This is a genomic window from Sphingomonas jinjuensis (genome assembly GCF_014197105.1).
Lineage (GTDB): Bacteria > Pseudomonadota > Alphaproteobacteria > Sphingomonadales > Sphingomonadaceae > Sphingomonas > Sphingomonas jinjuensis.
In genome coordinates, this window is record NZ_JACIEV010000015.1 from 14216 (window position 1) to 29366 (window position 15151).

A 15151-nucleotide genomic window follows, 5' to 3' on the forward strand; every position below is an offset into this window, starting at 1 on the left:
CTGCATCGCGCCCGCCCTCTCGTCGGGGTGGGTCACACGCATCAGGTTACGCGGCGGGCGCGACATTTCTTTGCTTTTGTTGCGACAAACCGGCGCGGTGGCGCATGATTTATCCCATCACCGAGCTGTCTGATCCAGTGCTGGGCGCTACCGTCACCGTCGCGATCACGATCATCCGGCGGGCGAGCAGCAGCCGGCATGTTTATGCGCCAAGCTTCGATCCCGTCGGCAAATCGACATGGATGCGATGTCGCGCTCCGCTACAATCGCGTCGGGATATTGGGGGTAAAGCAGGATGATACGTGCGGTCCTAATGCTGGCGGCGGCTTGGTTTCTCGCCGCCCCCGCCATGGCGCAGAAGCAGCCGCCTGAAGCAAATCCCGTCATGCGCGTCCCGGGGATGAGCAAGGGCGCGCTGCTCGACATGCCTGCCGCCGGCAGCGTCCGCCCCGTCCCCGCCGCCCGGCGCTTCGTCACCACGAAGACCGGCACCTTCGCCGGCCGGCGACTGCGCTATTCGGTGGTGGCGGAGGACACGGTGCTGACCGATCCCGTTGGCCAGCCGACCGGCTCGGTCTTCTCCTTCTCCTACCTCGCCGACACGCGCGAGCCCGTGGCGCAGCGCCCGGTCGTCTTCGTCTGGAACGGCGGCCCCGGATCGTCGTCGGTGTGGCTGCACATGGGGCTGCTCGGCCCGCGCAAGGTCGAGTATCGCGACGTCACCACGTCGCAGGTGCCGCCCTTCCGCGTCGTCGACAATCCCGACAGCGTGCTCGCCGTCGCCGATCTGGTCTTCGTCGACCCGGTCGGCACCGGCTTCAGCCGCTGGTTCGGCGCCGGCAAGCCGGAAAGCTTCTACGGCAGCGAAGAAGATGCGGCGGCGACCGTCCAATTCATCGAGCGCTGGCTTCGCCGCCACCACCGCTGGGGCAGCCCCAAATTCCTGCTCGGCGAAAGCTACGGCACCACGCGTGCGGCGCTGGTCGCGCGCCGTCTGATGGGCGGCTTCCTCGACGGCACGCTCCACGGCATCGCCCTCAACGGCGTGGTGCTGGTCGGTGGCGACGGCGGCCTCGCCAAGCCCGCGGGCAACGACAGCTTCCTCACCGGCTTCACCACCCAGGCCGCGACCGCCTGGTACCATGGTCGCGTCAGCCACGCCGGACGCGAGATGGACGCGTTCCTCGCCGATGCCGACCGCTTCGCGCGTACCCGGCTGATACCGGCACTGAACCGCGGCAGCGCCCTCGATGCCGCGACGATCGCGTCGCTGGCGCAGGAGGAGGCGGGCTTCAACGGCCTGCCGCCCGCGCTCATTGTGCAACGAAAGCTGCGCGTCACCCAGGCGGACTTCGCCGGCGCATTGCTCGCCGCTCAGGGTCAGGTGGTCGGCACCTACGATACGCGCTACACGCTGCCGGTCGCCAACTCGCTGGGCGATCCGGTCGGCGACGATGCGGCGATGGGCCAGTACGGCGCGGTCTTCACCGGCGCGCTCAACCAGTATCTGCGCGACGAGCTGGGGGTGGCGATCGACGAGGACTACGTCCTGATCGACTGGGTCAACGTCAACACGCGCTGGAAGTGGAACCGCGAGGAAAGCGACCCCGGCGCCGATCTCGCCGCGGCGATGCGCCGCAATCCCGACCTTTGGCTGATGTCGGCGCAGGGCTGGTTCGACCTGTTCGGCGCGGTCGGCACCGCGCGCTACGGCATCGCCCAGCGCGGCCTGCCGACGGCCCGCGTCGTCGATCGCGCCTATGTCTCGGGTCATATGCCCTATGTCGGTGCGTCGGGCGTCCGCATGGCTGCCGACCTGCGCGATTTCATCCAGCGCGCGGCACAGGGCCGTCCGCTGTCGGAGAGCAAGTGATGATCCGCTGCCTCTTTCCCGCGCTGTTGCTCGCCGCCCCCGCCGCATCCGCGCAGCAGCAGCCAGCGTTGGCCGCCGTCACGATCCCCGCTCCGATCGTCACCGACCACGTCGGCACCTTCGCGGGCAAGCGCGTCGCCTATCGCGCCGCCATCGAGTCGTTCGACGCCACCACGCCGGACGGCAAGCCGGTCGCGCGCCTAGCCGCCATCTCCTATGTCGCGCGCGACGCTACCGCCGCACGGCCGGTGCTGTTCGTGTTCAACGGCGGCCCGATCGCCCCCTCGGCGATCCTCCACATGGGCGCCTTCGGGCCCAGGCGCGTAGCGATCCCGGACGACGTCACCGCCCCGCCCGCCAGCTTTCGCGTCGTCGACAATCCCGACACCGTGCTCGACGTCGCCGATATCGTCTTCTTCGATCCCGCCGGCACCGGCTTCAGCCGCCTCGCCCCCGGTGTCGACGCCAAGAGCCAGTTCGGCAACGTCGCCGACGCGCGCCAGCTTCAGCAGTTGGTCCTCGCCTGGACCAAGGCTCATGGCCGTGAGCGTTCGCCCGTCTATCTCGTCGGCGAAAGCTACGGCACGATGCGCGCGCCTGAAGCCGCGAAGCAACTCGCGGCCGTCGGCCGGGCGCCCGCCGGGCTGATCCTGATCGGCCAGGCAGTCAACATCATCGAATACGCCCAGCGCCGCGGCAACATCATCAGCTATGCCGTCTCGCTGCCGACGCTCGCCGCCACCGCCTGGTGGCATGGCAAGGCGGATCGCCGCGGCCGCAGCTTTGACCGGTTCGTCGCCGATGCGGAAAGGTGGGGTGCGGGCGAGTATCTGACGCTGCTGTTCGCCGGCGACACCGCTCCCCTGCCCCGCCGCCAGGCCGCCGCCGCCGAGCTTCAGGCGTTCACCGGCATCCCCGCCGACCATTGGCTTTCCAATGCGCTGCGCATGACCAAGACCGACTATCAGCGCGCGCTGTTCCCCGGCCGCCTGCTCGGCACCAACGATGCCCGCTATGTCGGACCCCTGGAGGGCCCACAGCCGTTCGACGCGATCCCCGATGCCTATCAGGCGCAGCTGCAACGCTATCTGGCAACCGATCTGAAGGCAGCCGCACTCGGCTCCTATACCACCGACAATCCTTTCCAGGGCGGCCTAAACGACTGGAATTGGGGGCCGAACATCTCGCCGTTCGGCGATTGGCCCTATGGCCGCGCCATCACCGACCTCTTCGCTGCCGATCCTGCATTCCGCCTGTTCGTCGCGAACGGCTATTACGATACCCAGACCACGATCGGTGCGATGGACTATCTGCTCGCTCAATCCGGCTGGCCGCGCACCCGCGTGCGCAGCGCCAAATATCAGGGGGGACACATGCCCTACACGATCGACGCCAGCCTCAAGCGGCTGATGACCGACATCCGTGCGATGGTGACGCGGCAATGGTAAGGGCATCGCTGGTCGCCGCCGCGGCGCTGATCGTCGCGCCGTCGGCGTCGGCGCAGATGGCCGTGGTGACGCTGAAGCCCATTGTTGCGACCGGCGCGGTCAGCGCGATCGACGTAGAGCTCGTTCTGCCGAAGGGCCCCGACAGGCTGACGCTCTGGGCACCGATCGTCTATCCCGGCTCGCCGGGCGTTGCCGACCGGCTGAGCGCGATCACCGCGACCGACGCGACCGGCACCGTGTCGCTGGCAACGCGTGACGACCCCCCGGTTCCGGGCGGCTTCCCCTATATGCGCCATTGGGCCGCCGAGCGTAGCGTCGTCTATCCGTTCCGGTTGCGCTTCCGCATGGCCGTGCAGCCGCCGGGCGGCGCCAACGGGCCGCCGTTCGGACTGCGGGCGGTCGGCGGCGGCGTCGTCGGCGCCGGGTCGACGCTGCTGATGTTTCCCGACGACAGCACGGTTGCCGAGACTCGCGTCCGCTGGGATCTGACGGCCTTGCCGGTGGGCTCGATCGCCAGCACCTCGTTGGGCGACGGCACCAGCTTCATCGTCAAGGGTCCGCCGGAGGCGTTGCAGGGCGCCTGGATCCTCGCAGGCCCCGCCGGCCGCTATCCACCGGTCGGTGCCGCCGGCGGCTTCAGCGCGACCTGGCTCGGCCGCCCGACCTTCGAAGCGCCTGCCGAAATGGCCTACACGGCGCGCGGCCATGACTATCTGGCGCGCTATTTCCCGCATCTGAAGCCGACGCCACCCTATCGCGTGTTCCTTCAGTTCCGCGAACAGCCGCCGTTCGGCGGCGCCACCGCGCTGACCCAGTCGTTCATGCTCGCGCGCGGCCCCCTCGCGCCCAGCGAAACGGCAGTCGCGCCGCGATCGACGTTGTTCCACGAGATGATCCACCAATGGGTCGGCAACATCCAGGAACCCAACGGCATCGCCAGCTGGTTTACCGAAGGACTGACCAACTATTACCAGGACCTGCTGATGCTGCGCGGCGGGTTCGTCACGCCGGCGGCATATCAGGCAGCGATCAACACGCTGGCCGAGGAATATTACACCAGCAAGGCACGCAACTGGTCGGCAGCTCAGATTACCAAGGTTGGCTTCGGAGACGAGGAAGTGCGTCATACTCCCTACCGTCGGGGCGCGCTCTACTTCTACGATCTCGACGCACGCATCCGGGCCGCATCCGGCGGGAAGCGGACGCTCGACAGCGTGCTCTTCCCGATGTTCCTCGCCCGCGAAAAGGGCCAGAGCTTCGACAATGCCCGCTGGATCGCGATGGTCACGGCCGAACTCGGCCCTGGGGAAAAGACGCGTTTCGAGCGGCTGATCATCGACGGCATCGACACGCTGGCGCCGCAAAGCGACGCGTTCGGCCCCTGCTTCACGCGTCAGCCGGCGACCTATGCCGGCAACGTCCCGGGCTATCGGTGGACGCGCGTCGTTGACGTGCCCGACAGCCGCTGCGCTCGCTGAGCCAGGATTCGGCCCCGGCTGGCTGAACCGCCGCCCTAGCGCAGCCCGCGATAGCAGATTGTGGTTTAGTTCAGGTAGATCACACCTATGCTTTCGGCAGCGCCGCCAAAAACCGGTCGATGTCGGCATGCCCGTTCTGCACCGACGGCGTCAGCCGAAACCGGTTGGCGCTGATCGTCAGCCGCACCTTCGCCGCCGCCATCGGCTCTGCCAGCTTCTTGCGCGCATCGGCGAGCACGCAGGTGACGATCGGCGTTGTCGCCTCGACGGGCGTCATCACCGCATAGCCGCGGCGCGGCAGCTCGCGCTTCAGCCGACTGCACAGCTCCTGCGCACGGCGCTGGATCGCGGGCACGCCTATTGCCGCGATATAGCTCAGCGACGCGCCCAGCTGCGCGATCACGGCATGGCTGTGCGTCCCCAGCGCGAAGGCACCGGAGGCATCGGAACTGAAGCTATAGTCGGCGACCGTCGTGCCCGGCGGATCGAGCGGATAGACGTGCGGTTGAAACGTGGCCATCCCGTAATAGCCATAGTTGGTCCGCTTCAGCCGCGGCAACAAATCCCGCCGGACATAGAGAAACCCCAGCCCGAACTCCCCCATCAACCACTTGTAGCTGGCGCACGCCGCGAAATCGACGCCGCTCGCGTGCAGGTCGACCGGTACGCAGCCCGCGGCATGGATGATGTCCGCATAGACCAGCGCGCCCGCGGCATGGGCGATGTCGCACACCGCCTTCAAATCGTGCTCAAACCCGTTGATCGTCGACACCAGCGACAGGGCGACCAGCTTCGTTCCCCGCCGCACCGCCGCCTTCATGTCGGCCAGCCGGATGCGGCCGTCGACCGGCTTCAGCCACGTCACCTCACAACCCTGCTTCGCCATCTCCTCGTACAGCGGCAGCGACCCGAAGAAGTGAAGCGTGTCGGTGACGATATGGCCGCCCGACTCCGGCAGGCCGAGTGCGCGCAAAACCATCTGCTCGCCGGCGGTCGTGCTCTGTACCCAGGCGATCTCGTCGGCGTCAGCGCCGACCAGCGCCGCAAACTTGGCACGCGGGCCGTCCTCATCAAGCGTGTAGCCCTGCGCGACCGGATCGAGCGCGCGCTTGGCGTAATAGGCCTCGACCGCCTTCAACGACGCCAGGGGGATCGGATGCTGCGATCCGTTGTCGAGATAGGCGATGTCGGTCGTGGCGAAGTCCGTCGGCATCGGCAGCGATGTCGCTGCCATTGCGGCGCTGGTCGTCACCGCGGCTGTCAATGGCAGCGTGGCAGTCGCAGTCAGGTACTCGCGTCGCGTCAGCCTCATTTTAGGCGCTCCCTCGCCTCGTCGTCCGTCTTCGCTCTAGCCCCTCGGGGCGACAAAGAATGCTGTTTTATCCGTCAATATAGTGACCTTCTGGCACCGCATCGTTGCTCACAGTCGAATTGCGACAAGTTTATGCTCTGGCGACGCCGCGCGACGGCCGTCCAGCCAGCCGGGAGTCCTCAAGTGCGAGCTTGACGAGAGGGCGGTAGGTTGGTGGCAATGGGCAGGCTCCTTGAGATTCTCGATCCCGTTGCCTGAATGTCCCTGGCTGGGCGTTAGCTGTCGGTCCGTCTTGACCCGATTACGTTGAAGAAGTCGTGGTTGAGCCGTTTGACGAGTTGCCGCTGAGTTGCGGTGGTTCACGCCGACGGGTTCAGGCGGGTAGTGGCTGCGCCGGCATCGGGATGAGCTTTGCCATCTTGCGGAGGTTCTGGGCGGTGGCCGCCATGTGGAACTCGTCCCTTGCACCGTTTGGACCGCGCAGGCGCAATCGGTCGAGCTTCAGGATGCGTTTGAGGTGCGCGAACAGCATCTCGACCTTCTTTCGCTGGCGGCGGGACGTGACGTAGGCGTCGGTGGGGGCGATGTCGCGGGCAAGCTAGCGAGCCCCTTCGTGGATCGAACGGGTGACCTTGCGTGCCGGCATGTTGGGCGTGCAGCGCTCCCGCAGGGCACAGCCGCCGCAGTCCTGCTGTCGCGCCCGATAGCGGATGAAGCCGTCCTGGCCGACGTCGCCCCGGGCGGTCGCGAAGTTGCGGTTCCTGGGGCGCAGGCGCTTGCCGCCAGGGCAGAGGTAGCTGTCATCGTCATGGTCGTAGGTAAAGGCATCGCGCTCGAACGTGCCGTCGCGGCGGGCGGACTTGTCGAACACCGGGATGTGCGGCTGGATGTCGCGCTCATGGACCAGCCAGGCCAGCATCTCCGCCGAGCCGTAGGCGGTGTCCGCGGCAAGCCGCTCGGGCCAGACGCCGAAGCGGTCCTGCACCCGCGCGATCATGCGCTTGCACTCGGTCACCTCGGCCTGGCGCACGGCGGTGCTCGCTTCCACGTCCATGATGACGGCGTGGTCGAGGTCGATGAGGTAGTTGGTCGAGTAGGCGTAGAAGGCCGGCCCGCGATGCGCGCTGGTCCAGCGCGATGCCGGATCAGCCGGTGCCAGATACTTCGGCACTACCGGTGTCGCGGCGCCGAACGCGGCATCGTCGAGAACGGCCAGATACTCGCGCACCGCACGGCTGTCGGCGTCCGGCGGCACGCCGTCGCTGCCCGGACCGCCGGTCTGGCGGTTGGCATCGGCGCGGATCAGGCTGGCGTCAACCGCGAACCCTTCGCCACCCACCAGCCCCTCGGCCATGCAGCGCGCGACCGTCGTCTCGAACAACCGGCGCAACAGGTCGCTGTCGCGGAACCGACCGTGCCGGTTCTTCGAGAAGGTCGAGTGGTCGGGCACGTCGCCGTCCAGCCCCAGCCGGCAGAACCAGCGATAGGCCAGGTTCAGATGCACCTCGTCGCACAGCCGCCGCTCGGACCGGATGCCCATGCAATAGCCGATGATGAGCATCCGGATCATCAGCTCCGGATCGATCGAGGAGCGACCTGTTTCGCTGTAAAAGGGCTTCAACTCCTCGCGAATGCCCGACAGGTCCACGAACCGGTCGATCGAGCGCAGCAGGTGACCCGCCGGCACATGCCGTTCCAGGCTGAAGCTGTAGAACAGCGCTTCCTGCGCCACCATCCGCTCGCCCATCATCGGCCCGTCTCCGCTCACTTCGCGAAGCTTGAATCAAACCATCAGCACGACTGCAAGGCGGCCTTTTTCAACACAATCGGGCGTTAGCTGTCGGTCCGCCTTGACCCATAATCGGTCATTCGCTACATGTTTATCGCTTCCCAGCTGCGGTCATTCGTTCATTTCAATCTCAACTGTCCGTCTAATTCTGAGGACGAACCGATAGCGATGCGGGCCGTGCAAGCAGCCACCGAAGTTGCCCCGGCGCCGTCGTCCACAAATCTATGAAATCAGTGACCGATTAGGCGCCGATATTCCGCCTCGGCGAACCCGTACGTGTCGCCAGCAAGACGCAGCAGCCGCTCCCTGTCACGCACGATCACGCGCCCGCGTACGGAGCGGACAGCCTCATCCTCTTCGAGCTTGTGGAGGGCGTCGGTCACGCTGCTGCGACGGACGCCGAGCATGAGCCTGAACTCCTCGTGCGTCATGCAGATGTCGTCCTCGCGTACTCGGTCGTGGTAGAGCAGGATCCATCGCGCCATCCGCCGCTCGATGGAATGCGCGAGCGACGAGACGATCGTCCTCGACATCTGGGTCATGACCACGTCAACGAAACGGAGCAGAATGGCTCGGATCGCCGGACGGTCGGCCAGTATCTCGTTCAACGCCGCAGCCGACAGCCGCATCGCCGTGCCGTGTTCAGCTCTCATCACCACGTCATGCGACCAGCGGTCGTTGCCAAGCAACAATTGCCAACCAACGAACCCCTCGCTCCCAACCAGCGCGACCGCGTAGCGGCGGTCGCCCTCGAGCGAGTCAAGTATCGCAGCGATCCCGGTCAACGGGAAGCAGATGCTGTCTGCCGCATCGCCAGCGCGCGCAATCATGTCGCCGTTGCGAAACGGTACCAGTTCCAGATGCGGCGCAAGGGCAGCCCGGTCAGCCTCGTCCAACAAACCCAGCAGCGCATTCGCCTCGCACGGAAGCTCATTCGGCCCACGCGTCCCATCCGCCGTCGGAGCCGTATCATTCATGCCGCCCATACTCTCGAACCTCGCTGCTCAAACCTTGCGTCTACTTTCGTACCGAAACGCTGAAGGTCGCCCAATGGTTGGGAAACGGATAGTTACAGGAGGGATATTTGCGCAGAACCATTTCCATGCTGATTGCCGCGTCGACCGCGATCGCCGGTCCAGCTTTGGCGCAGTCAGCCCGCTCGATTACGGCACCTCCTCCGCCACCGCCGCCCGCGACATCCGTGCAGCCCCCGAAGGCCGCACCCGACATGCAGTCGGTCCTGGACGCGCTCGCGTCGCTCGGCGGCAAGCCGATCGAGACGCTCACGCCCGCGGAAGCCCGCATGCAGCCCTCGGCCGCGGAAGGAGCCAAGGCGGCGATGCAGAAGAAGGGGAGGTCGACCGCGCCCGATCCGTCGGTGACGACGCAGGATCTGCCGTATGGCAGCGACCCCAAGCAGTTCGCGCGGATCTACAAGCCGGTTGGTGCACCTGCGGGTGACAAGCCGACGCCGGTCATCGTCTATTATCATGGCGGCGGCTGGGTCATCGCCGACGTCGACACCTACGATGCGGCGCCGCGGGCCATGGCGAAGGCGCTGAACGCGATCGTCGTCTCGGTCGAATATCGCCATGCGCCCGAGTTCAAGTTTCCGGCCCAGCACGACGATGCGGCGGCCGCCTATCGCTGGACGCTCCAGAACGCGGCCAGCTGGGGCGGCGACCCGGCCCGGATCGCCACGGTCGGCGAGAGCGCCGGCGGCAACCTCGCGGTCGCCACCGCGATCTACGCCCGCGACAACGGCCTGACGCTGCCGCGCCACATCGTCTCGGTCTATCCGATTGCCAACAGCAGCATGACTTTGCCGTCGCGTCGGGACTCCGCTAACGCCAAGCCGTTGAATGCCGCGATGCTGCCGTGGTTCGGCTATTACTATCAGACGAACAAGGCGGACGCCCAGGATCCGCGGCTGAATCTGGTCGCGGCGAACCTGCGCGGCCTGCCGCCGACGACGATCATCAACGCGCAGATCGACCCGCTGCGCTCCGATGGCGAGACGCTGGCGACCGCGATGCGGGCGGCCGGTGACAAAGTCGAGCAGAAGACGTTTCCGGGCGTGACTCACGAATTCTTCGGCATGGCCAACGTCGTGAACGGCGCGAAGCAGGCGAACGATCTCGCCGTCGCGCGGCTGAAGGCGGCGCTGGCGCGTTGATCGATGTGGAAGGGCGGCGCCTGCCGCCCTTCACCCCTTTCCCCATCACGAGGCCGTGCCATGACCGGTTCACCCGTCCGCTATTCACCCGACGTCGAAAAGAGGCAGCCCGACGAGGCCGACACCATACAGCAACTCAACGAGGCGTTTGACGTCATTCTGGATCGGACGGCGGAGGATTACGGCCACGCGGTCCGCTCCGTCCATGCCAAGGCGCACGGCGTCCTCAAGGGCGCATTCGTCATCGACGATGCCCTGCCGCCGGAACTGGCGCAGGGGGCGTTCGCCTCTCCCGGCACCCATCAGGCGCTGATCCGCATCTCGACCAATGCCGGCGACATCCTTCGCGACGGCATCAGCCTGCCCCGTGGGCTCGCGATCAAGGTGCTCGACGTGGAGGGCGAGCGCCTTCCCGGAGCGAATGGAACGGCACAGGACTTCGTCACCAACAACGGCAAGGTGTTCGTGGCGAAGGACGCCAAGACCTTCCTCGGCAACGTCAAGATGCTGGCGAAGACGACCGACCGCATGGAGGGGACCAAGGAGGTGCTCTCAACGGCATTGCGGGGCGTGCACAACGCCCTGGAGGCGGTCGGACTCTCCAGTCCGAAGGTCGACACGCTGGGCGGCACGCCCAACGTCGATCCGCTGGGCGAGACCTACAATTCGGTCACACCGTATCGATGGGGCGACTACATCGCCAAATATCGCCTTGTGCCGATCGCGCCCGATCAGGACGCGCTGACCGGCCGCATCGTCGAGGCGGCCGACCGACCCGATGCGATCCGCGAGGATGTGCGGGTCGAGATGGAACGGCTCGATGCGGAATGGGAGTTCCAGGTCCAGCTTTGTCGCGACCTCGAAAAGCAGCCGATCGAAGATCCCACGGTCGAATGGGACGAGGAGATTTCGCCGTTCCAGCGCGTCGCCGTGTTGCGCGTGCCCGCGCAGGACAGCTGGGATGCGGCCAAGGTGCGCGAGATCGATGAGGAAACGCGCTTCAGCATCTGGACCGGGCTCGCGGCGCACCGGCCGCTCGGCAACTTCAACCGCGCGCGTAACGAGACCTACCGCCACTCCGCGGACTTCCGGGCGCGCGTGAACGGCTGCCCCTATCACGAACCGACCGGCCGCGGCGCCTGACCATCCGCAAACGAGGAAGACACAGCATGACCAAAGCCCTCGGCTATGCCGCCAAGCATTCGTTCAGCCGCCTGAAGCCCCTCGAATTCGATCGTCCCGAGCCGAAGGCCAATGAGGTTCAGATCGACGTCCTCTATTGCGGGGTCTGCCATTCCGACATCCACCAGGTCGAGAACGACTGGGGCAATACGGTCTACCCATGCATGCCCGGCCACGAGATCGTCGGCCGCGTCTCGGCTGCCGGTGCGAGCGTATCCCGGCACAATATGGGCGATCTCGTCGGGGTCGGCTGCATGATCGACAGCTGCCGTCAGTGTGAACCCTGTCGCGAAGGCGACGAGCATCACTGCGAGGGACATAACAGCTGGCTGGCGACCTATAACGGCCCGATGAAGCCCGCCGCGCAGACCGAGGACGGGGTCAACACCTACGCCGAGGACAACACCTATGGCGGCTATTCGAACGTCATCGTGGTTCCGGAGGATTTCGTCCTTAAGGTGCCCGAAAGCCTGCCGATCGAAGCGGCGGCGCCGATCCTGTGCGCCGGCGTCACTACCTATTCGCCGCTTAAGCACTGGGGCGTGAAGGCGGGCGACAAGGTCGGCATCGTCGGCTTGGGCGGGCTCGGCAACATGGCGGTGAAGCTCGCGGTCGCGATGGGCGCCGACGTCACGGTGTTCACGACCGACAAGGACAAGGTCGAGCCGGGCAAGGCGCTTGGCGCCAGCCGGGTCGTGATCGAGGGCGACAAGGACGCCTACAAGGAACTCGAGCTGAGCTTCGACTTCATCCTTTCCACCATCCCGGAAAAGCACAAGGTCGACCCCTTCATTACGCTGTTGAAGCGCAATGCGACCTATTGCGCGGTCGGTGCGCTCGATCAGATCCCCGGCTACAACAACCAGGAACTCATCATGCACCGCCGGACGCTGGCAGGCTCGCTGATCGGGTCGATCGCCGAAACGCAGGAGGTGCTCGACTTCTGCGCCGAGAAGGGCGTCGCCCCCGACGTCCAGGTGATCGACATCCAGGACATCAATTCCGCCTACAAGAGGGTCAAGAACGAGGACGTGCGCTTCCGCTACGTCATCGACATGGCCTCGCTGAAGCGGGAGATGGAGGAGGCGGCGTGAACCGCCGCCGCGTCACCGGTGCCGTAGCTGGCGCTCTGCTGGCCGGGTTGGGCCTCAGCGCTCTGATGATGGCCGGCGAGAAGAAGACCGGCAAGCCGTCGGAACTGGCGGATCTGGAGCGCAGGGCGGCGGACCGGCTGGGACGGGATACGCCGCCCGCCGACCGACTCCCCGACGTCGGTGAGCAGACGTTGACGCAGGGCGGGCACCTGTTGCTGTCGGCGATCGCCGGTGCCTCCTATGCCGCCGCGACGGACGAGGAGGCGGCGATCATCTCGAGCGGCATCCTGTTCGGTCTCGCCTTCTACGGCCTCGCGCATTGGCTCGCCGGCCCGCTTCTCGGCGTCAAGGAGCCCGAGTGGCGTTCCGGCGGCAGGACGATCGCCATGCACGCCGTCAACCACATCGCCTTCGGCCTTGCGACTGCGGCAGGAGCCGCCATCGCGTCGACGAGCGGGTCACCGAGGTCATGAGCCCGCATACCAGGCTCATGCCGATCCTGCGGCCGATGGCGCTCAGCTACGGTGCGATCGAGGCGCGTCGCTGATGTCGTTGTTCGCGACCGAGACGCTCGACATCGCGTATCGCGACGAAGGTCCGCGAGATGGCTTGGTCGTGCTGCTGCTGCACGGCTGGCCGGACGACGCCTCGACTTGGCACGTCGTGGCGGAACGCCTCCACGCTGCCGGGCTGCGCACGATCGTGCCGACGCTGCGGGGCTTCGGTGCGACACGGTTCCGGGACGAGGCAGCGCCCCGGACCGGCAACAGCGCGATCCATGCGATGGACGTGATCGCACTGCTCGACGGCTTGGAGATCGACCGGTTCATGATCGCCGGTCATGATTGGGGTTCGAACATCGCCGAGGCGCTGGCGGTGGGCTGGCCCGTTCGGGTGATGCGGATGGCGATGCTGTCCACCCCGCCGCGGCTCGGCGGGATGCCGACGCCACCGTTCGAGCAGACCCAGCGGCAATGGTATCACTGGTTCATGGCGACCAAGCGGGGAGCGGAGGCCGTTCGTGCCGATCGCCGCGGCTTCGCGCATCTCCATTGGGTCAACTGGTCGCCGCCCGGCTGGTTCGACGAGGCGACGTTCGACCGCGTTGCCGCGTCGTTCGACAACCCCGACTGGGTCGACGTGACGCTGCACAGCTATCGCTCACGGTGGGATGAGGCCGCGCCCGACCCGCGCAGCGCCTGGCTGGAGGAAAAGGTAAAGGCCGCCCAGATGCTGTCGCTGCCGACGCTCTACCTCCACGGCGATGCGGACGGCGTGAATCCGCCGTCGACCGCCAAGGATGTCCCCTCGAAATTCGCCGGCCCGTTCGCCGTCGTCACGCTGGCTGGCGTCGGCCATTTCCCACAGCGCGAAAACCCGCAGGCGGTGGCGCACCACCTGCTCACCCTCTTTGCCGGCGACCCCGCCGCGCTCACCGATGCTACCGACCGGAGCCAGTTCATGAAGAAAGCCGCCCCCTATGCCGCCGGCGTCGCCGCGATCGGCCTCGTCGCTGCCGCCGCGATCGGCGTCTCTCACGCGCAGGGACGCAGCGCGCAGCTGACGCAGGTGGCCCAGTTCGATCATCAGGCGACCGGCGTCGCCGTAACCGAGGATGGCCGGCGCTTCGTCAACTTCCCGCGCTGGACCGACGACGCGCCGATCTCCGTCGCCGAGGTGATGAAGGACGGCAGCCTTCGGCCCTATCCGGACGCCAGGTGGAACAGCTGGCGCAACGCCCGGGCCAACGAACTGCCGGTCGGTGAGTATTTCGTCTGTGTGCAGTCGATTGTGCCCGACGGCCATGGCAACCTCTGGGTGCTCGATCCCGGCGCGCCGGGCAACGAGAAGATCCTCGAAGGCGCACCCAAGCTCGTCCGCATCGACCTTGCGTCGAACAGGGTGACAAAGACGATCCTGGTCCCCGGCGAGGTGGCGCTGCAGGGCACCTACCTCAACGACATCCGCTTCTCGCCCGACGGCAAGACCGGCTACATCACCGACAGCGGCACGCGCGGCGCGATCATCGTGGTCGACCTGGAGAGCGGCAAGAGCCACCGCGCGCTCGACGGGCACGCATCGACGCAGATCGACAAGACCGTGAAGGTGACGATTGACGGCAAGCCACTGGTGCGTCCCGACGGCCGCCAGCCCGCCTTCGCGGCCGATGGCATCGCGATCTCGAAGGATGGCAAGACGCTCTACTATCAGGCGCTGACCGGCAAGACGCTTTATTCGATCGACACCGCAAAGCTGCGGTCCGACGTGAGCGAGGCCGACAGGGCGGCTGCCGTGAGAATGGTCGCGCAGACCCACGTCGCGGACGGCCTATGGATGAGCAAGGCAGGCGTGCTTTATCTCACCTCGCCCACCGACTATGCGATCAAGCGGCTGAACGGCGCGACCGTCGAGACGGTGCTGACCGACCGCCGGCTGCGCTGGCCCGACACCTTCTCCGAAGGACGTGACGGGACGATGTACGTCACCGCCAGCCATATCCAGGACACTAACTGGTTCACCCCCGGCGCACCGCCGTCGATCAAGACGCAGCTGTTCTCCTTCACGCCCGCCAAGTGATCGGACATCCCATGACTTATCTCCGCTATTCGGCCGACATCGAGACACGCGAGCCTGATGAACAGGAGAGTGAGCAGCCCCCACCGGGTGGTCCGGGTTGTTAGTTAGTGCATTGTCGTCTCCGCTGCTGAGCAGCCCCCACGGGGTGGTCCGGGTTGTTAGTTAGTGCATTGTCGTCTCCGCTGCCATTGCCGGTCGTAGGTGGAGCGAAGCGGAACCGGA

Annotated in this window: 11 protein-coding genes and 1 pseudogene; 9 read left to right on the plus strand and 3 right to left on the minus strand. The window is 66.5% G+C overall.

All coding sequences use genetic code 11. The features are described from left to right. Positions 1-104: 104 nt before the first annotated feature. The 4 genes from GGQ80_RS17320 to GGQ80_RS17335 are packed head-to-tail and all read left to right on the plus strand — an operon-like array spanning position 105 to position 4799. Positions 105-299 (plus strand): hypothetical protein, encoded by a 195-nt coding sequence (locus GGQ80_RS17320; RefSeq protein WP_183987204.1) that lies wholly within the window; start codon positions 105-107, stop codon positions 297-299. Next, positions 296-1873 (plus strand): S10 family peptidase, encoded by a 1578-nt coding sequence (locus GGQ80_RS17325; protein ID WP_183987207.1) that lies wholly within the window; start codon positions 296-298, stop codon positions 1871-1873. The genes GGQ80_RS17320 and GGQ80_RS17325 overlap by 4 nt, the downstream gene beginning before the upstream one ends. After that, a complete protein-coding gene (locus GGQ80_RS17330) occupies positions 1873-3321 on the plus strand; it encodes a S10 family peptidase (RefSeq protein WP_183987209.1) in 1449 nt (482 codons plus the stop codon). Before GGQ80_RS17325 ends, GGQ80_RS17330 begins: the two co-directional genes overlap by 1 nt. Then, complete coding sequence (locus tag GGQ80_RS17335; RefSeq protein ID WP_183987211.1) at positions 3315-4799, plus strand: M61 family metallopeptidase; 1485 nt, start codon at positions 3315-3317, stop codon at positions 4797-4799. Before GGQ80_RS17330 ends, GGQ80_RS17335 begins: the two co-directional genes overlap by 7 nt. A gap of 85 nt (positions 4800-4884) precedes the next feature. On the opposite strand, the gene GGQ80_RS17340 is transcribed toward GGQ80_RS17335, so the two are convergent. The 3 genes and pseudogenes from GGQ80_RS17340 to GGQ80_RS17350 form a co-directional block, all read right to left on the minus strand. Then, positions 4885-6111, minus strand: a complete 1227-nt coding sequence (locus GGQ80_RS17340) for an aminotransferase class V-fold PLP-dependent enzyme (RefSeq protein ID WP_183987213.1) — start codon at positions 6109-6111, stop codon at positions 4885-4887. A 373-nt stretch (positions 6112-6484) separates the two neighbouring features. Continuing rightward, positions 6485-7861 (minus strand): annotated as a pseudogene (locus GGQ80_RS17345) (transposase). A 269-nt stretch (positions 7862-8130) separates the two neighbouring features. Continuing rightward, positions 8131-8886, minus strand: coding sequence for a Crp/Fnr family transcriptional regulator (locus tag GGQ80_RS17350; RefSeq protein ID WP_221364478.1), 756 nt, complete (start codon positions 8884-8886; stop codon positions 8131-8133). A gap of 242 nt (positions 8887-9128) precedes the next feature. On the opposite strand from GGQ80_RS17350, the gene GGQ80_RS17355 reads away from it, so the two are divergent. From GGQ80_RS17355 to GGQ80_RS17375, 5 genes are all read left to right on the plus strand, one after another. Then, positions 9129-10076, plus strand: a complete 948-nt coding sequence (locus GGQ80_RS17355; protein ID WP_246347183.1) for an alpha/beta hydrolase — start codon at positions 9129-9131, stop codon at positions 10074-10076. Between the two features lie 60 nt (positions 10077-10136). Continuing rightward, positions 10137-11219, plus strand: a complete 1083-nt coding sequence (locus GGQ80_RS17360; protein WP_183987218.1) for a catalase family protein — start codon at positions 10137-10139, stop codon at positions 11217-11219. 26 nt (positions 11220-11245) lie between these two features. Then, positions 11246-12352 (plus strand): NAD(P)-dependent alcohol dehydrogenase, encoded by a 1107-nt coding sequence (locus GGQ80_RS17365; protein ID WP_183987220.1) that lies wholly within the window; start codon positions 11246-11248, stop codon positions 12350-12352. Beyond that, on the plus strand, positions 12349-12825 hold the full coding sequence (locus GGQ80_RS17370) for a hypothetical protein (protein ID WP_183987221.1): 477 nt from the start codon (positions 12349-12351) through the stop codon (positions 12823-12825). The genes GGQ80_RS17365 and GGQ80_RS17370 overlap by 4 nt, the downstream gene beginning before the upstream one ends. Before the next feature lie 73 nt (positions 12826-12898). Then, entirely contained in the window at positions 12899-14929 is a 2031-nt protein-coding gene (locus GGQ80_RS17375; RefSeq protein WP_183987223.1) for an L-dopachrome tautomerase-related protein, read from the plus strand. Positions 14930-15151: the final 222 nt, after the last annotated feature.